General features: G+C 66.4%; 17 protein-coding genes, 1 tRNA gene and 1 pseudogene. 10 read left to right on the top strand and 9 right to left on the bottom strand.

Annotated features, from left to right (window positions below; all coding sequences use genetic code 11):
* The first annotated feature begins 27 nt into the window (after positions 1-27).
* Both B2515_RS14750 and B2515_RS14755 read left to right on the top strand, forming a co-directional pair.
* Positions 28-837, top strand: a complete 810-nt coding sequence (locus tag B2515_RS14750; RefSeq protein WP_293877540.1) for an oxidoreductase — start codon at positions 28-30, stop codon at positions 835-837.
* Positions 752-1885, top strand: a complete 1134-nt coding sequence (locus tag B2515_RS14755) for a quinone oxidoreductase family protein (RefSeq protein WP_293877542.1) — start codon at positions 752-754, stop codon at positions 1883-1885. The genes B2515_RS14750 and B2515_RS14755 overlap by 86 nt, the downstream gene beginning before the upstream one ends.
* Before the next feature lie 447 nt (positions 1886-2332).
* Here B2515_RS14755 and B2515_RS14760 read toward each other — a convergent pair whose 3' ends face one another.
* Positions 2333-4216 (bottom strand): AAA family ATPase, encoded by a 1884-nt coding sequence (locus tag B2515_RS14760; RefSeq protein WP_293877544.1) that lies wholly within the window; start codon positions 4214-4216, stop codon positions 2333-2335.
* A gap of 179 nt (positions 4217-4395) precedes the next feature.
* Positions 4396-4485 (bottom strand) — tRNA-Ser (locus B2515_RS14765).
* A 259-nt stretch (positions 4486-4744) separates the two neighbouring features.
* On the opposite strand from B2515_RS14765, the gene B2515_RS14770 reads away from it, so the two are divergent.
* The 8 genes and pseudogenes from B2515_RS14770 to mazG all read left to right on the top strand — a co-directional run bounded on the left by B2515_RS14770 (position 4745) and on the right by mazG (position 12559).
* A complete protein-coding gene (locus tag B2515_RS14770) occupies positions 4745-5785 on the top strand; it encodes a lytic murein transglycosylase (RefSeq protein ID WP_293877546.1) in 1041 nt (346 codons plus the stop codon).
* 70 nt (positions 5786-5855) lie between these two features.
* Entirely contained in the window at positions 5856-7022 is a 1167-nt protein-coding gene (locus B2515_RS14775) for a D-alanyl-D-alanine carboxypeptidase family protein (RefSeq protein WP_293877548.1), read from the top strand.
* 19 nt (positions 7023-7041) lie between these two features.
* Positions 7042-8025 (top strand): annotated as a pseudogene (locus B2515_RS14780) (AAA family ATPase); the annotation flags it as partial.
* Positions 8026-8067: 42 nt separating this feature from the next.
* Complete coding sequence (gene metG / locus B2515_RS14785) at positions 8068-9624, top strand: methionine--tRNA ligase (RefSeq protein WP_293877550.1); 1557 nt, start codon at positions 8068-8070, stop codon at positions 9622-9624.
* On the top strand, positions 9624-10412 hold the full coding sequence (locus B2515_RS14790) for a TatD family hydrolase (protein WP_293877552.1): 789 nt from the start codon (positions 9624-9626) through the stop codon (positions 10410-10412). The genes metG and B2515_RS14790 overlap by 1 nt, the downstream gene beginning before the upstream one ends.
* Positions 10409-11173, top strand: a complete 765-nt coding sequence (locus B2515_RS14795) for an MBL fold metallo-hydrolase (protein ID WP_293877554.1) — start codon at positions 10409-10411, stop codon at positions 11171-11173. Before B2515_RS14790 ends, B2515_RS14795 begins: the two co-directional genes overlap by 4 nt.
* Positions 11170-11787, top strand: coding sequence for a retropepsin-like aspartic protease family protein (locus B2515_RS14800; RefSeq protein WP_293877556.1), 618 nt, complete (start codon positions 11170-11172; stop codon positions 11785-11787). The genes B2515_RS14795 and B2515_RS14800 overlap by 4 nt, the downstream gene beginning before the upstream one ends.
* Positions 11788-11830: 43 nt before the next feature.
* Entirely contained in the window at positions 11831-12559 is a 729-nt protein-coding gene (gene mazG, locus B2515_RS14805; RefSeq protein WP_293877558.1) for a nucleoside triphosphate pyrophosphohydrolase, read from the top strand.
* Here the strand turns inward: mazG and hflX are convergent.
* The 7 genes from hflX to dusB all read right to left on the bottom strand — a co-directional run bounded on the left by hflX (position 12556) and on the right by dusB (position 21638).
* Positions 12556-13842 carry a GTPase HflX gene (gene hflX, locus B2515_RS14810; RefSeq protein WP_293877560.1) on the bottom strand — a complete coding sequence of 429 codons (1287 nt, stop codon included), beginning with the start codon at positions 13840-13842 and terminating at the stop codon, positions 12556-12558. The genes mazG and hflX overlap by 4 nt on opposite strands.
* 2 nt (positions 13843-13844) lie before the next feature.
* Complete coding sequence (hfq, locus tag B2515_RS14815; protein ID WP_293877562.1) at positions 13845-14330, bottom strand: RNA chaperone Hfq; 486 nt, start codon at positions 14328-14330, stop codon at positions 13845-13847.
* Positions 14331-14452: 122 nt separating this feature from the next.
* Positions 14453-15829 carry a sigma-54-dependent transcriptional regulator gene (locus B2515_RS14820; RefSeq protein ID WP_293877564.1) on the bottom strand — a complete coding sequence of 459 codons (1377 nt, stop codon included), beginning with the start codon at positions 15827-15829 and terminating at the stop codon, positions 14453-14455.
* A 3-nt stretch (positions 15830-15832) separates the two neighbouring features.
* On the bottom strand, positions 15833-18058 hold the full coding sequence (locus B2515_RS14825; RefSeq protein WP_293877566.1) for a sensor histidine kinase: 2226 nt from the start codon (positions 18056-18058) through the stop codon (positions 15833-15835).
* A 103-nt stretch (positions 18059-18161) separates the two neighbouring features.
* Positions 18162-19580 (bottom strand): nitrogen regulation protein NR(I), encoded by a 1419-nt coding sequence (ntrC, locus tag B2515_RS14830; protein ID WP_293877568.1) that lies wholly within the window; start codon positions 19578-19580, stop codon positions 18162-18164.
* Positions 19577-20620: a two-component system sensor histidine kinase NtrB gene (locus tag B2515_RS14835; RefSeq protein ID WP_293877570.1), complete on the bottom strand. Its 1044-nt coding sequence runs from the start codon at positions 20618-20620 to the stop codon at positions 19577-19579. The genes ntrC and B2515_RS14835 overlap by 4 nt, the downstream gene beginning before the upstream one ends.
* A gap of 7 nt (positions 20621-20627) precedes the next feature.
* Positions 20628-21638, bottom strand: a complete 1011-nt coding sequence (dusB, locus tag B2515_RS14840) for a tRNA dihydrouridine synthase DusB (RefSeq protein WP_293877572.1) — start codon at positions 21636-21638, stop codon at positions 20628-20630.
* Positions 21639-21677: the final 39 nt, after the last annotated feature.

A 21677-nucleotide genomic window follows, 5' to 3' on the forward strand; every position in this document is an offset into this window, starting at 1 on the left:
TCGTCACTGGCGCTGAAGGACATCCGTATGACAACACCGAAAAAAGTGGCACTCGTGACGGGTGCATCGTCGGGAATCGGCGAAGCGGCGGCGCTGCAGCTCCTGTCGGCGGGCTATAGGGTCTACGGCACCAGCAGGCGCGGTGCGGACGCGGGCGACCGCGCGTTTCCGCTGCTCGCGCTCGACGTGACCGACGACGCGTCGGTCGCCGCCGCGATCGCGCAGCTGGTGGAGCGCGAAGGGCGGATCGACCTTCTGGTCAACAACGCGGGTGTCGGCGTGACGGGCGCGGCCGAGGAAAGCTCGATCGAGCAGGTCCATGCGCTGTTCGAAACCAACTTCCACGGCGTGGTCCGCGTCACCAACGTCGTCCTGCCGATCATGCGCCGGCAGGGCAGTGGACGCATCCTCAACATCGGGTCGGGGCTCGGCCTTATCCCGGCGCCGTTCAACGCTTATTATTCGGCGACCAAGCACGCGCTGGAGGGATATTCCGAATCGCTCGACCATGAGGTGCGCGGGTTCGGCGTGCGGATCGTCGTCATCGAGCCGGGCGCGACGCGGACCGCGTTCGAGACGAGCACCGTCCCGTCGGACAAGCCGATGGCCGCCTATGACGCGATCCGGGCGAAGTATCTCGCCGCCTACGATCAGGCCATCGCACATGCCGGCAGCGCGCAGGACGTCGCGGCGACGATCGTCCGCGCCGCCAGCGCCGGCACCCCCCGGCTGCGCTATCCGTCCGGCAAGGATGCCAGGCAAGGCGCATTCGCCCGCAGGTTCCTTCCCCGATCCCTGTTCGATCGGGTGCTGCACAAGCAGTTCGGGCTTGCGTAGCCCGGGACCGACACGGGCCTTTCCGACACAGATTATCACCGAACACGAGGGGAATAGCATGAAAGCCGTTCGATTTCACGCAACCGGCGACGCCAGCGTCCTGACCTATGAGGACGCGCCCGAGCCGACGCCACAGGACCATGAGGTGCTGGTGCGCGTCGAGGCCACGGGGGTCAATTTCGCCGATATCATGCGTCGACGCGGAGACGATTATCCGGAGGCATCGCCGCTGCCCTTCACCCTCGGCGCGGAGATCGCCGGCACGATCACTGCGGTCGGCAAAGCCGTGACCTCGCTGCACGTTGGCATGCCGGTGCTGGCGGTCGTCGGAGCGGGAGGATATGCGCAATATCTGTGCGTGCCGGAGGCGATCGTGGTGCCCTTGCCCGAGGGCGTGGCGCCGGTTCAGGCCGCGGCGATGATGGCCAACGGCCTGACCGCCGCGCTCGTGCTGCGCAATGCGGCCCGGCTGGCGCCCGGTGAAACCGTGTTGATCGAGGCGGCCGCCGGGGGCCTCGGCTCGTTCGCGGTGCAACTCGCCAAGGTCTACGGCGCCGGCAAGGTCATCGCCGCCGCCAGCACCCCGGAAAAGCGCGCCATCGCCGAGCGTCTGGGTGCGGATGCGACCGTCGACTATACCGCGCCCGGCTGGGCCGAACAGGTGCGCGCGCTGACCGACGGCAAGGGCGTCGACATCGTCGTTGAAACCGCCGGTGGCGACAATGTCGCCGAGGCATTCCGGGCACTGGCGCCGTTCGGCCGGATGATCTTCGTCGGCCAGTCCAGCGGCAAGACGAGCCTGATCGATCCGTGGGACCTGATCGTGCCGAACCATACGCTCACAAGCTTTTACGTCGGCGCCTATGCGGCCTTCCCCGATGTGATCCAGTCCACCCTGACCGAGATCTTCGGACTGATCGTCTCCGGTCGGATCGCGCTGCAGGTGAATACCGTCCTGCCGCTGTCGCAGGCCGCCGAAGCGCACCGCCTGCTGGAAGGCCGCCAGACGGCGGGCAAGGTCGTGCTGCAGCCCTGGGTCGACGTCTGATCCACCGCGGCGTGGAACAATCGGAATCGGGTTCCGCGATGCGGGGAACAGCAGGGAAGGGGTGGCGGAGCGCACTCGATGGTCATGAGCACGACGTCTCCGCTATCGCCCTTTGACGCCGCCGGACGCGAGCCGGAACGTTTTATCCACCCGGCGATCGGCTCAGGGGCATCCACCCATGTCTCGTACGCTTGGCTTTCGAGCAGCGGGCGTCGGTTTTCTTACCCACGTATTGCGCCAGTCCAGAGGGCGCCCGTCCTGCGCATGCAGGTCCAGCCGGGCGACGGGGGCGTCTGTTTCAATGGGGTTCATGCTTCACTCGCGCGCCGGACCAGCGGACAGTCCCTCGTTAATCGAACATCCGCAGCAGCGGGGGCACTCCTTTGCGCCCTGACGCTGCAGGCGCCCTACACCTCACGGTGCGGGGCGCTGACCCACCGCAAACGCTTATGCGTTCGCCACGCCCTCAAATAAATACCTTAGAGGGGCAGGGCAGAAGACCCGGTGTTCCGTTAGCACTTCTTCCACGACAGCCATGACCAGCGCCCCGCGATTGGACCACTTTCTCAGGTACGGAAATGCTGCACGGAGGGCGTCTTCGAGGGCGTGGTCGTCCATTGTGGCGTAGTCGCGCAGCACGTTTGACGTTTCCCCGCCCAGGTAAGTGATGGCCACCGGTCCGTTGGTGTTGCCAGGCAGCACCCTGTGCTGAACTGCATCAACCAGCCGTTGGATGTCCGCTGTGTTGAGCGTGTCGGCACCAGCGAAACGATCGATATCGTCCAGTCCCTCCGGTGGCCTTCGCTCCTTGAGGAGCAGTAGGCAGATGAGCAGCGGATCGAGAAGCAGGTTCTCAATGCCGTCATGCGTGCCCTCCGCAACCACCCTGACACGATCGGTTGACGTAGTCCCGCCGTCCCAGTCGACGATGCCAAAGACGCTCATGTTGCCCGTCTCGTTCAGGCGCTGGACGATGTTCGTGACGACGGTACAGCCACTGTTTATCTCACCGCCGTCTTTGTTGCGCATGCCGGTAGAGAGGAATTTAAGCTCCCGAGTGCAATTTATACGACCTTTCACGAGCGAGTATACACGCTCGTAGATAGCGGCATCAGTATCGCTCTCGGTGAAAATTTGCCTACGGCCAGAATAATCAATTGACAGCATGGGTACGCCGAAAGTCAGCCTGTTCAGGGCATCCTGCTTAGATATTTTCCTCAGGCCAGAACGGCCATCACGCATCTCAAACATTGCTTCTTCAGGTGCGAGGGCAATGGTGGTAGGAGAGTGGGTTGTCAGGATGCAGTTAATTCCCTGCTCCTCCACGATGCCGCTTTGGACGGCGGTGAGCCAATAGTGGACCATCTCTGGGTGTAAGGGCGCGTCCATCTCGTCCAGCAGGAGGAGTGAAGGTCGAGTCACCCTGGTAAGGTCATCGTCGTAGCTGATTGACGATATTGCGAACTGGAGGAGTATCTTCTCGCCAGACGACAGGTTTGTCGGCGCCACGGCGTCCCCGGTGTCTTGCCGTTGAAGGGAGAAAGAGACAGGCGAGAAGTCGTAGAGGTTCGGCGGTGTTGCGATGTACGGTAGGCGGAAGGACTGGAAGAGTGCCGATATCTCGTCCCATGGTGGGGCCCCGTAGGTGGAACGAAACGCCTCCTCGTTAAGCGCCGACGAGGTCCCGTTCGCGTTGTCCTGGAGGCGAGCCAATTGGTTCTTGAGGGCCGCGTCGCGGTACCTGCCGAACAAAGTCGCAAGATCGGCTTGAAATTGGTCAGTGCCCCAGGGCCTCAGCGCGCGTGCCTGTTCCTGCGTTACAGAAAGGATCGGCACGCCCAGCTTGGTCGCTATCCGAGCGATCGGTGCGAGGGCGCCGGCGACCATCGCTTGGTTTGGGGCAGAGACACCAGAACTAAATGGGTTGGCCATCGCTGAGGCGGCCGCTGCGAAGAGGTCGGCAATCTGCTCCGGCTCCGCCCGATTGCCCGCTCGCCGAATAACTTCGGCCTCACCCAGCCGCCACGGGTCCTGCCCACCCGCGAAGGCAAAAAGCGGCTCACCGATGAGTTGCTCGAGCTGAGCATTGAAGGGGTTGAGAAGCATTTGCCGCGCGCTGTCGAACGGGATTGCTTCCGGCTGCGGCATCGACTGGGCTTCAACCGACATGTATGTCGATTGCGCCACCGGCACATTCATAGCTGCCGCTGAACCTGTCGACAGCAGCCTGACCGGCCCACTCGGCTGTAGCATGGGCATGTTGCCGGCGACTTCTACAACCGAGTTGTGCACTGAGCCGTTTGCGATCGCTTCAAGGAGGTGAGTCGCCACTGCCGTTGAGTCCGAGGATGATCGCGAGGGGCGGCAGATCGACAGGCGGAAACGCGGTGATCGAGAGGTGACGCCGCCGAAATTCTAGTCGCATGTAAGGCCGCCCGAGAATTTGTTGGTAGATGGTGCGGCACGGTATGCGAGCCGACCTGTCGGCACCAGTGCGAGAACAGCTTTGTTGGCGGAAGAGGTGGGATTCGAACCCACGGAACGGTTGCCCGTTCGCCGGTTTTCAAGACCGGTTCCTTAAACCACTCGGACACTCTTCCGTACCACCAACCGGCTTGCAGCTTACGACATGCTTATGGGCGTTTGCACTCCCAATCATAGCCCAGCCGCAAACCCCCAGAAATCCTCGCCTATTCGCCTCCTCTGCAGTGTAGCTCCAGTGGCTTTCAAGACCGCTGCCTTAAACCACTCGGCCATCTCTCCGTGGTCGGCCCCGGATAGTCGCACCGCGGCTGCCCGTGCAAGCCCTGCGACGATAAGAGGTTCCCGTCACCGCCCCCCTGTGGCACCACGATCGGCATGTGGGGGCAAATGACACGGGGCTTGCGGGCCGGTATTCTGGCAACGACGCTGGCGCTGGCTTCGGCCAGTCCGGCGGCGGCGCAGGACGAGGCGGGGTTCCAGGCGTATCTGCCGACGCTCCGCCAGCAGGCGGAGGCGGCGGGCGTCTCGCAGCGCACGATCGACGCGGTGTTCCCGACGCTGACGCTCAGCGAACGCACGATCCAGCTCGACCGCGCGCAGCCGGGCAATCCGGGCAGCACCGCCACCCCGCCGTTCGCGCCCTACAAGGCGAGCCATGTCGACGCGGCGCGGATCGGCCGCGGGCGGACGACCTATCAGGCGCAGCGCGCACGGCTATCGCGGGTCGAGCGCGAGACGGGCGTGCCCGAATCGATCATGGTCGCGATCTGGGGGCATGAGACCAATTACGGCGCCTATACCGGCAATTTCGACCTGCTGCGCAGCCTCGCCAGCCTCGCCTACGAAGGGCGCCGGCGCAGCCTGTTCGCGGGCGAGTTCGTCGCGGGGCTCAAGATCCTCGACCGTGGCATCCCGCGCGAACGTCTGGTCGGCAGCTGGGCGGGGGCGACCGGCAACCCGCAGTTTCTGCCCTCCGTGTACCTCCGTCTCGCGCGTGACGGCGATGGCGACGGGCGTGCCGATATCTGGACCAGCCCCGCCGATACGCTCGCCTCGATCGGCAATTATTTCCAGAACGCCGGTTGGCGCCCGGGCCAGCCCTGGGGCGTCGCGGTCACCGTACCGGCCGGGTTCGACCGGTCGGGCATCGCCAACCGGCTCGTCTCGCCGCGCTGCCCGCGCGTGTTCGAACGCCACAGTCGCTGGCGGACGATGGCGGAATGGCGCGCCGCCGGCGTCGTGCCGCAGGGCAGGGCATGGCCGGCGGACGGCGTGCTGGCGACGCTGATCGAGCCCGACGGCCCGGGCGCGACCGCCTATCTGCTGACCGGCAACTACCGCGTCATCCTCGATTACAATTGTTCCAACTTCTATGCCCTCTCCGTCGGCCTGCTCGCCGATGCGGTAGAGGGCTGACGCCACGCGCTTGCGGCGCTATGCCTGCTCCATTCCCGCTACACGTCCCCGGAAAGTCAAAGACGACGTCATGAACAAGCTGATCGCCGCTCCGCTCGCCATCGTTGCGCTGGCCGTCCCCTTGGTCGCGGCCGCACCGCAGTTCCAGGGCACCGCGCCGATCGCCTATATGGAGGATCTGTCGTCGGGCGCGGTCCTGTACCAGCGGGACGCCGATCGCCGCATGCCGCCGGCGTCGATGGCCAAGATGATGACGGTCTATGTCGCGTTCGACATGATCAAGAAGGGCGAGCTGAAGCTCGACCAGACCTTCACCGTCCGGCCCGAGACGTGGCAGCGCTGGCATGGTCCGCAGGCGGGTTCGACGATGTTCCTGTCGACCGGCGAGAGCGTCAGCGTCGAGAATTTGCTCAAGGGCATCGTCACGCTGTCGGGCAACGACGCCTGCGTCGTGCTGGCGGAGGGGATTTCGGGCACCGAACAGACCTTCACCGACCGGATGAACCAGCAGGCGCAGAAGCTCGGCCTGACCAACAGCCATTTCGGCACGTCGAACGGCTGGCCCGACAATGGCGTCACCTATGTCACCGCGCGCGATCTGGCGCATCTGGCGACTTCGACGATCAAGGACTTTCCCGACCTCTACAAGCGCTTCTATTCACTGCGCAGCTTCACCTGGGGCAAGACGCTGGGTGCGGGCGCGGACATCACCCAGGCGAACCGCGACCCCTTGCTCGGGCGCGTCGCGGGTGCGGACGGGCTCAAGACCGGCCATACCGAAGAGGCGGGCTATGGCTTCACCGGGTCCGCGGAGCAGAACAACCGCCGCCTCGTCATGGTCGTCGCTGGGCTGACGTCGTCCAACGGCCGCGCCGAGGAATCGGTACGCTTCATGGAATGGGGCTTCCGCGCATGGCAGGCCAAGCCGGTCGTCGCTCAGGGCAAACAGGTGTCGACCGCCGAGGTGCAGATGGGCAGCGCGAGCAGCGTCGGGCTGGTCGCACCGAAGCAGCTGACGGTGACGCTGCCTGCCGGTGCGGTGCCGGAGATGAGCGCGAAGGTGGTCTACGAAGGGCCGATCCGCGCGCCGATCAAGGCGGGGCAGCATATCGCCGATCTGGTGGTGAAGTCGCCCGAAATGCCCGAACAGCGCCTGCCGCTGGTCGCTGCCGAGGATGTGAGCGAAGCCGGGTTTTTCGGCCGTGCCTGGGCAGGGCTGACCTCGCTCTTCGGGTGATGGCGACCGACAGGGGCCCCGTGCGGCCATGATCGAACTCTTCGGCCAGGCCGATGCGCATGCCGCCTTCACCGCGGCCCTGCGCAGCGGCGTGCTGCATCACGCGTGGCTGCTGGTCGGACCGGAGGGCGTCGGCAAGGCGAGCTTCGCGCAGGCGGCGGCGTTGCGCATGCTCGCCGAGGCGAGCGCGACCGGCGTTACCGCGCCCGGGCTGATCGTGCCGAAGGGCCATCCGACTCGGGCGCTGGTCGATGCCGGGTCGCATCCCGATTTGCGGGTCCTCAAGCGTCTGCCCAAGGATGCCGAGAAACCCGATCAGGATATTGCGCGCAGCGTCACGATCGCGCAGGTCCGCTCGCTCCAGCCCATGTTCGCGACGACGCCGTCGATGGGGGCGCGGCGCGTCGTCATCATCGATGCTGCCGACGATCTGGAACGCAACGGCGCCAATGCGCTGCTCAAGAACCTTGAAGAACCGCCGGCCGGGACGATCTTCCTGCTGGTCAGTCATGCGCCGGGGCGGTTGCTGCCGACGATCCGATCGCGCTGCCGCGTGCTGCGCTTCGCGACGCTCGATGAGGGCGAGATGGCGAAGGCGCTGCGCGGCGCCTTGCCCGATGCGGAGGCGGACGAGATCGCTGCACTGGTGCGGACGGGGGAGGGCGCGCCCGGCCGTGCGATCCGCTATGCCGGGCTCGACATCGACGCGCTGGACGATGCCATTGCCGGCATCGCCAGCGATGGCGATCCGATGAACGCGCGCCGCGCCGCGCTGGCCAAGGCGCTGGCGGGGAAGGGCAATGCCGCGCGGTACGAGGCCTTCCTCGATCGCGTGCCGGCGATGATTGCGCACGAGGCGCGTAGCCGGTCGGGCACACGGTTGAAAACCGCTCTCGATGCGCAGGCCGCAGCACGCGATCTCGCGGGCGCGGCGCTCGGCCTTTCGCTTGATGCGCAGGCGACGGTGTTCGAGATGGCGGCGATCGTCGCGACGCTGCGCTGACGCCGCTTCACCTCGCGGGATCGATCGACTAGGACGCGCGGCATGGCCGACCCTTATTATATCACCACCGCGATCCACTATCCGAACGGGCGCCCGCATATCGGCCATGCCTATGAAATGATCTGCGCCGATGCGATCGCGCGGTTCCAGCGTCAGGCCGGGCGCGACGTCCGCTTCCAGACCGGCACCGACGAACACGGGCTGAAGATGGCGCAGACCGCGCGCGCGCGCGGCGTCGAAACGCGCGCCTTCGCGGATGAGATGTCGGCGCATTTCAGCGCGATGGCGGACACGCTCAACATCTCCTACGATCGCTTCATCCGGACGGTGGAGCCAGAGCATTATGCCGCCAGCCAGGCGATCTGGCGGGCGATGCGCGACAAGGGCGACCTTTACCTCGACCGCTACGAGGGCTGGTATTCGGTCCGCGACGAAGCCTTTTACGACGAGAAGGAACTGGTCGACGGGGAAGGGGGCGTCAAGCTCTCGCCGCAAGGCACCCCAGTCGAATGGACCGCGGAGGAGACGTGGTTCTTCCGCCTGTCGAAATATCAGCAGCCGTTGCTCGATCTCTTCGCCGCGAACCCGGACTTCATCCGTCCCGAGGCGCGCCGCAACGAGGTGATGCGCTTCGTCGAAGGCGGGTTGTCGGACCTGTCGGTGTCGCGGACCAGCTTCGACTGGGGCGTGCCGGTGCCGGACAGCCCCGGCCACGTCATGTACGTCTGGGTCGATGCGCTGACCAACTACCTGACCGGTGCGGGTTATCCGGACGATGCCGCCATGATGGCCCGCTTCTGGCCGGCGGACCTGCATCTGATCGGCAAGGACATCACCCGGTTCCACACGGTCTATTGGCCCGCGTTCCTGATGTCGGCCGATCTGCCGTTACCGAAGCAGGTCTTCGCGCACGGCTTCGTGCTCCATCGCGGCGAGAAGATGTCCAAGTCGGTCGGCAACGTCGTCAGCCCGGACGCGCTGACCGATGCCTTCGGGGTCGATGCGGTGCGCTATTTCCTGCTGCGCGAGGTCAGCTTCGGGCAGGACGGCAGCTACTCTGCCGAGGCGATCGTCACCCGCGTCAACGCGGAGTTGGCCAACAGCTTCGGTAATCTGGCGCAGCGGACATTGTCGTTCATTGCTAAGAACCTGAGCGGTGCGTTTCCGGATGCCGGCCGGTCGAACCCCGCGGATGCGATGCTGATCGAGGAGGTCGTCGTCGCCTGCGCCGGGTTCAAGACCGCATTCGGCGACCTGCTGCTCAGCCAGGGGATTGAGGCATGGATGCGTGGCGTCTTCGCCTGCAACCAGTATATCGACGCGCAGGCGCCCTGGGCGTTGCGCAAGACCGATCCCGAGCGGATGCATGCGGTGCTGGGGACGCTGGTGCGTGCAATCCGCATGCTGGCGATCGCAATCCTGCCGGTGGTGCCGGACTCCGCTGCCAAGGTGCTCGACCAGATCGGCGCGACCGAGCACGACCATGCCGCGGTCGACGACGATGGCTGGTATGCGCGGCAGGCCGCGTCGGGCTTCGTCATCGCGCCGCCGTCGCCGGTGTTCCCGCGGCTGGAGATGCCGGCGGTGGTGGAGGCGTGATGTTCGCCGACAGCCATTGCCACCTCAACTACAAGGGGGTGTTCGAACAGCAGGGCGAGGTCCTCGCCCGCGCCCGGTCGCGCGGCGTCGGTGCGATGCTCAACATCTCCACGCGCGAGAGCGAATGGGATGCGGTGGTCGCCACCGCCGAGCGGGAGCCTGACGTCTGGGCGTCGATCGGCATCCACCCGCATGAGGCCGACCAGCATCCCGATATCGATACCGCGCGGCTGGTCGAACGATCGGCGCACCCGCGGATCGTCGGCATCGGGGAATCGGGGCTCGACTATTATTACGACCATTCCGACCGCGTTCGGCAGCAGGCGAGCTTTCGCACGCATATCGCCGCCTGCCGCGCCACCGGTCTGCCGCTGATCGTCCACACCCGCGACGCCGAGGAAGACACGCTCGCCATCCTGCGCGAGGAAATGGAGGAGGGGGCCTATAAGGGCGTCATCCATTGTTTCACCGCCAGCGGTGCGTTCGCCGACGCCGCGCTGGACCTCGGTTTCTATATTTCGATCTCGGGGATCGTGACGTTCAAGAATGCGCGGGATCTGCAGGACACGGCGGCGCGGCTGCCGATCGGGCGGCTGCTGATCGAAACCGACGCGCCGTTCCTCGCGCCGGTGCCGAACCGTGGCAAGCAGGGGGAGCCGGGCTTCGTCGCCGATACCGCCACCTTCCTCGCCAAGCTGCGCGGGGAACCGATCGAGGAACTGGCGGCGCGGACTGTGGATAACTTTTTCACGCTGTTCGACAAGGCGCAGCGAGGGACGCCGCAATGAAGGTCCGCATCCTCGGCTCCGGCACTTCGTCCGGCGTGCCGCGGATCGGGAACGATTGGGGGGCGTGCGACCCTGCCGAGCCGCGCAACCGTCGCACCCGCGCCTCGCTGCTCGTCGAGCATGACGGCACGCGCATTCTGGTCGATACCGGCCCTGACATGCGCGAGCAGTTGCTCGCTGCGGACGTCGCCGCGGTCGATGCGATCATCTGGACGCACGATCACGCCGACCATTGCCATGGCATCGACGATGTTCGTCAGATCTTCCATGCGCTCGGTCATCCGGTGCGCGGTTTTGCCCGGCGGCGGACGCTGGAGGCGCTGAAAACGCGCTTCACCTATGTCTTTGCCGGACGGCAGGGATATCCGCCGACCGTCGACGCGGCGGAATTGCCCGAGCGCCTGATGATCGGCGCGATCACGATCGACGTCGTCGACCAGCCGCATGGCAGCATCACATCCGCCGGCCTGCGCTTCTCGGCAGGTGGCATGAACGTCGGCTATGCCACGGATTTCCATGAACTGACCCCGGCGATGCGGGCGCTCTACACGGGCCTGGACGTCTGGATCGTCGACGCGCTGCGCTATGCGCCGCATCCGACCCATCCCGATGTGCCGACCGTCCTCGACTGGATCGGGGAGCTGGCGCCGGATCGGTCAGCCTTCATACACATGGACCATAGTATGGATTATGCGACATTGGTGGGGACGCTGCCCGCCGGTGTCGAGCCAGGCTATGACGGACTAGAATTCGGGCTATGACGATCGACCTGGGCGGCAACGTGCTGCTCTATCTGTTACTTCTCATTCTGCCAGTGTCGGCGCTGATTGCCCGCCGGGTGCCGATCCTGCGGGTGCTGCTGTCGCTGGCGAGCTGGGCGATCATCGCCGGCCTGTTGCTGATGGTGGTGAGTCAGCGCGAGAAGTTCGATCCGTATCTCCAGCGCGTTGCGCAGATGCTGAAGCTTGAGGACCAGAATGTTGTCGGCCGCGAGACGCGCATCCGGATGGCTCCGGACGGCCATTTCTGGGCGCGCGTGACGTTGGATGGTGTGTCCCGGCGGATGCTGGTCGACAGCGGCGCGACGGTCACCGCCGTGTCGACACGGACCGCGCAGGCGGCATCGCTGGACCTGACCAAGAGCATGTTCCCGATCGTCCTTAATACCGCCAATGGACGGATCAGCGCGCAAACCGCGACGGTGCGGGAATTACGACTGGGCGATATCGCCGCGCGAGATCTCGGCGTTGTCGTGTCGCCAGCGTTCGGCGATACCGATGTGTTGGGTATGAACTTCCTGTCCAAGCTGAAGTCGTGGCGTATCGAGGGGAATGTCCTGATCCTCGAACCCCACCACCACCAGGATTTTACATAATGAAGATTATCGGTTTTGCCGGTAGGGTTGGAAGGGGGCCGTGGTGATCGACCGGATCGTCGCGATCATGGCGCGGTTGCGCGATCCTCGGGACGGTTGCGAATGGGATGTCGCGCAGACCTGGGCGTCGATCGCACCCTATACCATCGAGGAAGCCTATGAGGTGGTGGACGCGATCGCCCGCGACGATGCCGACGATTTGAAGGACGAGCTCGGCGATCTGCTGTTGCAGGTCGTGTTCCACAGCCGGATTGCCGAGGAGGCCGGTGCCTTCACGCTGGCCGATGTCGTGACGGCGATCAGCGACAAGATGGAACGGCGCCATCCGCATATCTTCGGCACTGCCGATCACAGTCCCGGCTGGGAAGAATTGAAAGCCGCGGAGCGGACGGATAAGGACGATGCCAGCGCGCTTGCCGGCGTCGCCACCGGTTTGCCGGCGCTGATGCGCGCGGTAAAGCTGCAGAAACGCGCCGCACGCGTCGGCTTCGACTGGCCCGACGCCGACGGGTCGCGTGCCAAGGTCCACGAGGAAATCGAGGAGGTTACCGCGGCTCCTTCGGATGAGGTCGAGGAAGAGGTCGGCGATCTGCTGTTTGCGGTCGTCAACTGGGCGCGGCATCTGGGGATCGATCCAGAGGCGGCGCTACGATCGGGCAATGCCAAATTCGAGCGCCGTTTTCGGGCGATGGAGGAGCTTGCCGGCGCCGATTTCCCGACGCTGACGCTCGATGCGCAGGAAGCGCTCTGGCAGCAGGTAAAACGCCGTTAGCGTTGCAGGAAGCGTTCGTAGTCGCGTTCGGCGAGCCGCACTTCATATTGCGTTTCGAGTTCCTCGCTAACCTGACCGAGTACCTCGCCATGCGCGTGAAGCCACGCCGCTCCCGCGCCATCCCCGGCCTCCAGCGTGATCCAGTAGCGGCGGTGTCCGGCGGTCAGCTTGCCGGCGACCTGCTCGATCAGGGCATCGACCCCTTCCCCGCTGAGCGCCGACAGAGCCACGACGTCGTCGCGACGATCGGCTTCCGCAAGCATTGTATCATGCTGTTCGGTGTCGAGCAGGTCGAGCTTGTTCCACGCCTCGAACCGCGGCGTCATCTCGGACACGCCGATCTCGGCCAGCACCGCCTCGACGTCGCTGCGTTGCGCCTCGGTATCGGGGTGCGCGATATCGCGGACGTGGATCAGCAGATCGGCGGACACCACCTCTTCGAGCGTCGCCTTGAATGCGGCGACCAATTGTGTCGGCAGGTCGGAGACGAAGCCGACGGTGTCCGACAGGATCGCCTTGTCGATGCCGGGTAGCGCGATCTGGCGCAGCGTCGGGTCGAGCGTGGCGAACAGCAGATTCTCGGCCATGACATGCGCGCCCGTCAGCCGGTTGAACAGCGTCGACTTGCCGGCGTTGGTATAGCCGACGAGCGCGATGATCGGCCATGGCGCGCGCTGACGCCGGTCGCGATGGAGGCCGCGGGTGCGGCTGACCTGTTCGAGTTCGCGGCGCAACCGCGCCATCCGGTCGCGGATCAGCCGGCGATCCGCCTCGATTTGGGTTTCGCCCGGACCGCCGAGGAAGCCAAAGCCGCCACGCTGACGTTCGAGATGGGTCCAGCTGCGTACCAGACGTCCACCCTGATAATCGAGGTGGGCGAGTTCCACCTGCAATCGCCCTTCTGCCGTCGCCGCGCGCTCGCCGAAGATTTCGAGGATCAGCCCGGTACGGTCGATCACCTTCGCTTCGAGCGCGGTTTCAAGGTTGCGCTGCTGCACCGGCGTCAGGCTGGCGTCGAACACGACGAGATCCGCCGCGTCCTGACGGACCTGGACTGCGAGTTGTTCGACCTGACCGCTGCCGATCAGGGTCGCGGGCTTGGGCGCACGCACCCGGACCGCGACCTTGTCGGTCACGACCAGACCGATCGCTGCGGCAAGGCCCGCCGTCTCGTCCAGCCGGGCGTCGGCGTCGCGGTGTGCGTCACCCTGATCCGGCAAGACGATCAGCGCGCGCCCGCCGCGTGCGAATTCGTCCCGATCGCGGTTGAAGCCGGTACTCATATTCAGTCTTCCGTCTCGCCCTCATCGGCGAGATTGAGCGCCCGTGCCGGCTGGATCGTCGATACCGCATGCTTGTAGACGAGCTGTGCCATGCCCTCGCGCTGGAGCAGCATGCAGAACAGGTCGAAGCCCGCGATCTGGCCTTGCAGCATGACGCCGTTGATAAGGAACATCGTCACCGAATCTTCGGACTTGCGCACCGCGTTGAGGAAGATTTCCTGCAAAAGCGGCTGCTTGCGCTGTGCCTCTCCGACGGAATCGACGAGTGCGGCGATATCCATCGGACCCGACGGCATGATGGTGGAGATGGCATGCTTGTAGATCAGCTGCGACTGGCCGTCGCGGCGAAGCAATACCGAAAAATTGTCGAACCAGGTGACGATGCCCTGAAGCTTGACGCCCTTCACCAGGAACATGGTGACCGGGGTCTTCGAGCGGCGAAGGGCATTGAGGAACAGGTCCTGAAGGGACCCTTGCTTTTCGGCCATGACGAGCCTTTCGTGTTATTGGCGAGCCGTTTGCCCGCAATCGCGCCGTTTCCCGGCGTCGGATGCCGCCCTGATCGGGCGGCTACGTCCATCTATGAACGAAGGTGCTCCCCGTCCAGCGATCAATCCTCGCGCATGTCGGTGATGCCGAGCAATTTTAGTTTTCGGTGCAGCGCCGATCGCTCCATTCCGATGAAGCTGGCGGTGCGGCTGATGTTGCCCGAAAAGCGGCGAATCTGGACGCGGAGATATTCGCGTTCGAACGTCTCGCGCGCCTCCCGCAGCGGTGCGCCCATGATCGCGCCCCCGCCCCCGCTGCCCAGATCGCCCTGATCGCCGAGCACTTCGGCCGGCAGCAGGTCGAGGTCGATACGGCCGATGCGGTCACCGGGCGCGAGGATGATCGTGCGCTCGACGACGTTGCGCAACTGGCGGACGTTGCCCGGCCAGTCGTAGGATTGCAGCGCCACCATCGCGTCCGCGGCGATCTCAGGTGTCGGCACGCGGCGGTCGGCGGCATAATGCGCCATGAAATGCTCGACCAGCGCGGGAATGTCCTCGCGGCGTTCGGACAGTGCCGGGATCAGCACCGGCACGACGTTGAGGCGGTAGTAAAGATCCTCGCGGAACCGCCCCTCGGCGATCTCGTGCGTCAGGTCGCGCGAGGTGGCGGAGACGACGCGGACGTCGACCTTGACGATCCGCGTCCCTCCGATGCGGCTGAAGCTCTGGTCGGTCAGCACGCGCAGGATGCGCGCCTGCGTCGCGACCGGCATGTCCGCGATCTCGTCGAGGAACAGGGTGCCGCCGTGCGCCTGCTCGAGCAGGCCGGGGCGGACGAGGTCGCCGCTCTCCTCGACGCCGAACAGCTCTTCCTCGACCCGCTCCGGGGTCATGCGCGCGGCGCTGACGATGACGAACGGCGCCTGGGCGCGGTTGCTCCAGCCGTGGAGCAGCCGGGCGGCGACCTCCTTGCCGACGCCGGCGGGCCCCATGATGAGCACGCGACTGCCAGTCGCCGCGACGCGCTTCAGCGTCGCGCGGACGCCGTTGATCGCACCGGAGCTGCCGGTGAGGTCGCTTTCCCGCCCGGCGTAGACGCGCAGGCTGGCGACCTCACGGCGGAGGCGTTCGGTTTCGGTGGCACGGGCGACGAGCAGCAACAGTCGTTCGGCCTCGAACGGCTTTTCGATGAAATCGCTGGCGCCGCGGCGAATGGCGGCGACCGCAGTGTCGAGATTGCCATGGCCGGAGATGACCAGCACGGGGATCGAGGGATCGCGGCGCTTGATCTCGTCGAGCAATTCGAGCCCGTCGAGGCGCGAGCCCTGCAACCAGACGTCGAGCAGCACCAGCGACGGGCGTCGGGTGGCGATCGCCTCCAGCGTCGCGTCGCTGTCGGCGGCCGAACGGGTGTCATAGCCCTCGTCTTCGAGGACGCCCGCGACGAGTTCGCGGATGTCTTTTTCGTCGTCGACGACGAGGATGTCGAGCGCCATATTCTAATTCCGATTGCGTGTGAGTGCTGCGAGCTGGCCGTCTTCGGCAGGCTCGGGTGCCGCGGCGCCCTGGTCGAGGGCGGCGAGCGCGGCGGCGTCGAAGGTCATACGCACCACGGTGCCGCCACCGTCGCGGTCGGCGAAGGTCATGACGCCGTGATGATCCTCGACGATCTTCTTGACGATGGCGAGGCCGAGGCCGGTCCCCCTCGCCCGCGTCGTCATATAGGGTTCGACGATCCGGTCGCGGTCGGGCGGCAGGCCGACGCCGGTGTCGGCGACCTCCACGACCGTCACGTCGCCGTCCTCGCGCACGGTCATGGTGACCGATCCGCCTTCGCTGCCCTTGCTTTCGATCGCCTCGACCGCATTCTTGACGATGTTGGTGAACGCCTGGCTGAGCTGGCGGCGGTCGCACACCAGCGTCGGTGCCGGGATCGTATGGTCGAGCTCGAAGCGCGTCCCGGGATGCGCGACCTCGTGCAGGAAGAGCGACTGGCGCGCGATCTCGACGAGCGATTCCTCGCGAAACACCGGTTTGGGCATGCGGGCGAAGGACGAGAATTCGTCGACCATGCGGCGCAGGTCGCCGACCTGACGGACGATCGTGTCGGTCAGGCGTGCGAACGTCGTGTCGTCGGCGTCGACCTTGCTGCCGTAGCGGCGCTGGAGACGTTCGGCGGCAAGCTGGATCGGGGTGAGCGGATTCTTGATCTCATGCGCGATCCGGCGCGCGACGTCGGACCATGCGGCGCGGCGCTGGTCGAGCAGCTGCTGGGTGATATCGTCGAAGGTGAGGATCGGGCCGGAATCGGTGCGAGCGATTCGCACCGCGAGCGTCCGCGGCTCGCCGTTGCGGACGACCTGCACGATCGCCTCACGCTCGCGCCCCTGGACGAGGTCGGCGAGTTCGGGCGCGACCGAGGTCAGCGGCCGGCCGACCAGCCCGTCGTCGCCCGATCCGATCAGTTCGGTCGCCGAGCGGTTGGCGATCCGGACCGTGCCGTCCTCCGCGACCGCGATGACGCCCGCGGAGACGCCCGCCATCACCGCCTCGATCAACGCGCGGCGGTTGTCGAGCTGATCGTTGGCGGTGACCAGCGCGCTCGTCTGCTCCTGCAGCCGTCCGGTCATCTGGTTGAAGGCGTTGGCAAGCGTGCCGACCTCATCCTTGCGGCGCGGGTCGGGGACGCGCGCGGTGAGATCGCCCGTCGCCACCTTGCGTGCGGCATGGACGAGTTCTGTGACCGGGCGGACGAGGCGATCGGCCACCGCCAGCGCTGCCCAGACCGCGATCGCGACGATCAACAGCGATACGAGCAACAGCGCCGCATTGAACTTCAACTGGAGCGCGCGCGAACGGCTTTGCAGGCTCTGATAGTCGCGGATGATCGCATCGCCACGCCGGATCTGGCTGGCGAGTTGCGGATCAAAGATGCGCGCCGAATAGAGATAGGCGCCCTTGCCATAAGCGAGCGGAACGACCGCGCCGATCCGATCGCCGCTGCGGACGAGGACATAGGATCGGCCCGCATCGAGCGCGCGCTCCATCGCGGGCGTGACGATGTTCTGCAGCGGCCGGTCATAGGGGTTGAGGACGATCAATGGATCTGCCTCGCCGCGCCGGATTATCATGCCCTCCGACTGTTCGCGCCGGTAGGTCTGGACGAGCAGCACCTGCTGGAAGACCTTGCTGTCGACCGCATGGATGCGCAGCTCGGCGGACAGGTCGCCGCTCATCGCCTGTACCTGCGCAACGACCCGATCGGCCTCGCGCTGGTAATTCTCGCCGACGAGCGTCCGCGCATTCTCCAGCATCCCGCTGGCACGGTCGGACGACCAGAATTCCGTCCCGATCTGGAACAGCAGCGACGCGAAGATCGTCACCAGCAGCGCCGGGACGGCGGCGATGATCGAGAAGATCGCCACCAGCCGGACGTGAAGCACGCCCTCCCCCCCGACCAGCGATGCCGCGGCGCGGCGGCGCGCGATGCGGCGACCGACCAGCATCAACAGGGCGATGCCGGGAACGAGATTCGCGACCAGCAGCGCTGCGATCGTCGGCGGCGACAGCGGTACCTGCGGCCGGTTGCTGCCGGCGATGATGAAATAGGTGGTCGCGGCGATGCCGATGGCCAACGCCACCACGAACGCTTCCACCGCGGGCGTGATGCGCAGCCGGCGTTCCGGTGGAGTGTCCGTCAGATCGGGCGTTGGTCCCGCGTTCATTGCGGCTTACGTACAACGCGGATTGTTGCACGGAAACCACATAATTCGCCGTTGGCGATGGTTTGTGGTCACGGTCGGACGAGTGCCCTGTCCTATGCGGCGGTCAATCGTCGCCGCGGGCGCTGATCCCCAGCGTGTCGAGCCGCTTGCGCAAGGTGTTGCGATTGAGCCCCAGAGCGCGCGCGGCGCGCAGCTGGTTGCCGCCGTGGCGGGCGAGCATCGTCTCGATCAGCGGCCGTTCGACCTCGCCGATGACGCGGTCGTAGAGGCTGCCGTCCTCCAGCGCATCGGGACGCTCGCGGGCGATCCGTTCGACGAGATGGTGGACGGCTTCGGCGATGCCGGGATCCGCCGCCTCCCCGCCCGCGGTGCCGGGGGCGCCGAGCAGGTCGCGGATCGTCGGCGCGTCGATCAGTTCGTCGCGGGCGAGCACGGCGAGACGGCGCATGAGATTTTCGAGCTCGCGGACGTTGCCCGGCCAGTCGTGCGCAGCGAGCGAGGCCTGGGCTTCGTCGCTCAGCTGGCGCCGCGGCAGGCCCTGCGACGCAGCGCTTTCGAGGAAATGCCGGGCGAGCAGCGGAATGTCCTGCCGCCGTTCGCGCAGTGCGGGCAGCGCGATGGGCACGACGTTGAGCCGATAGAACAGGTCCTCGCGGAACTGGCCGGAGCCGACCTGCTGCGTCAGATCGCGATTGGTGGCGGCGACGACGCGGACGTCGGCGCGCAGCGGGCGGGCGCCGCCGACCGTGGTGAACTCGCCCGACTGGAGCACGCGGAGCAGCCGCGTCTGCGCCTCCATCGGCATGTCGCCGATCTCGTCGAGGAACAGGGTGCCGCCGGCCGCCTGTTCGAACCGCCCGGCGTTACGCACCGCCGCGCCCGTGAAGGCGCCGCGCTCGTGGCCGAACAGTTCGGCCTCGATCAGTTCGCGCGGGATCGCGGCCATGTTGATCGCGACGAACGGCGCCGCGCGGCGCGCGCCGAGATCGTGGATCGCGCGGGCGACCAGCTCCTTGCCGGTCCCCGATTCGCCCGAGATCAGCACGGTAAGGTCGTTGGACAGCACGCGCGCGATGATGCGGTAGACGTCCTGCATCGCCGGCGAGCGGCCGATCAGCGGCAGCGCCGGGTCCTCCCCCGCTTCCGGTTGCGGCATGACGGCGCCGCGCGCCAGCGCGCCGGTGACCGCGCGGGTCAGATCGTCGAGATCGAACGGCTTGGGCAGATATTCATAGGCGCCGACCTCCGCCGCGCGGACCGCGGTGGTCAGCGTGTTCTGCGCGGACAGGATGATGATCGGCAGCTGCGGCAGGCGCTGGCCGATCTCCTTCACGCGTTCGATGCCGTCGCCGTCGGGCAGGATCACGTCGGTGACGAGCACGTCCGGCACCCGCGTCGCCAGCGCGCGGTCGAGCTGCTGGAGCGTCTCCGCGGTCTGCACCTCGTGGCCCGCCCGGCGCAGCGCCTGCGCGACGACGGTCCGGATCGCGGCGTCGTCGTCGACGACCAGGATACGGGTCATGCGACGGCCGCCCGCGGCAGCAACAGGCGCAGGATCGTCATTTCGGGGCTTCCTTCGCGCGCGTACTGAACGATGCCGCCCATGTCGCGCATCAGCTTGTCGACCAGCGCCAGGCCGAGCCCCTGCCCCTCCGGCCGTCCAGAGACGAACGGGTCGAACAGGTGATCGACGATGTCGGCAGGGGCGCCGGGGCCGTTGTCGATCACGCAGATCTCGATCGGCAGCGGCACCCGCGGCTTGCCGGGCGCGGCGGCGACGGACATGCCGTGACGATAGGCGGTGGTGATGAGAATGCGGGGATTGCGTTCCAGTCGCGCCGCTTCGCGCGCGTTCTTGAGCAGGTTGATGAGGATCTGGAGCAGTGCGTCGCGGTTGATCGCCGCGGGGGGCAGCGACGGGTCGAACCGCTCCTCGATCGCGACGCCGCGGGCAAAGCCGGCGAGCGCCAGCCGCCGGGCATGGCCGATCAGCGGATAGATATTCTCGGGCGCGACCTCCAGCGGGCGGGTGTCGCTGAAGTCCTGCATCCGGTCGATCAGCGCGGCGATGCGATCGACCTCGGTGACGATCAGCGTGGTCAGCTCGCCCGCACCGAGCAACTGCGCGGCACCGCGGATGCCCGACAGCGGGTTCTTGATCTCATGCGCCAGCATCGCCGCGGCCCCGCTCGCGGCGCGCGCGCTCGCCCCCCGCGCGCTGGGGCCGAGCCCGCGCGTGCTGGCGGCGGTGTGCAGCGTGATCGCGCGCCAGCCGGGATGGTCGGGCACCACCGCCTCGACGAAATCCACGCGGATCTTGGGGCCGTGCGGCGTCGCGATCTCGGTATCGTAAAAGGCCATCCCCTGCCCTTCGCGCCGGTCGCCCGCGGCGGGCGGCGGCAGGATCGCGGCCAGCGGCTGGCCCAGCATCACCCGCTCCGACAGGTTGAGCAATTGCTCCGCCAGCGCGTTGGCGTGCGCGATGCGATCGTCGGGATTGACCACGACGACCGCGACGGGCAGCGCGGCGAACAGCTCGGCGAACCCCGGACGACCGGCCATGCTGCGGTCAGGCGGCTTGCTGGACGGGCGGCTGGTCGCAGTACGGCGCGTAGAAGTCGGCGAGCATGCGCTTGACCGTCCGCGCGTCCGGCTGCTGGTTCACGGCATTACGGAACTCGGCCGAACCGGTCAGCCCCTTGGTATACCAACCGATATGCTTGCGCGCCATGTTGACGCCGGTGACGTCGCCATAATGGTCGAGCATCGCGTCATAATGTTCGACGATCACGCGATATTGCTCGTCGAGCGACGGATCGGGCCGGCGCGTGCCGGTTGCGAGATAGTCCATCACCTGGCCGAGCACCCAGGGCCGGCCATAGGCGCCGCGCCCGATCATGATGCCGTCCGCGCCCGACTGGTCGAGCGCGGCGACCGCGTCCTCGATCGTGCAGATGTCGCCGTTGGCGATCACCGGGATATTGACCGCGTCCTTGACGGTACGGATGAAGCGCCAGTCGGCGCTTCCTTTGTACATCTGGTTGCGGGTGCGGCCGTGAACGGTGATGAGCCGGACGCCGAGGTCCTGCGCGATGCGCGACAATTCCGGGGCGTTGAGGCTGTCGAGGTCCCAGCCCATCCGCATTTTGAGCGTCACGGGGGCCTTCACCGCCTTCACCACACTGTCGACCAGCTGCGCGGCGAGCTTGAGGTCGCGCATCAGCGCCGATCCGGCGTCGCCGTTGGTCACCTTGCGCACCGGACAGCCCATGTTGATGTCGATGATCGCCGCGCCGCGATCCTCGGCGAGCTTCGCTGCCTCCGCCATCTCATAGGGCGTGCAGCCGACCAGCTGCATCGACACCGGCTCTTCGGACAGATGCCATGCGGCCTTCTGGATCGACTGGCGCGTCTCGCGGATCGCCGCCTGGCTGGCGATCATCTCGGTGACGTTAAGGCCCGAGCCGTAGCGGCGCACGAGCGTACGGAACGGCATGTCGGTGACGCCGGTCATCGGTGCCAGCACGACGGGGCTGTCGATCCGCACGGGACCGATCTGGATGGGCGTGAGGTGAGCCATGATCTGCCTGAAAATTGAGCAGCCACCTACCCGCTTCTC

This window comes from Sphingomonas sp. UBA978 (assembly GCF_002292295.1).
Classification (GTDB): domain Bacteria; phylum Pseudomonadota; class Alphaproteobacteria; order Sphingomonadales; family Sphingomonadaceae; genus Sphingomonas.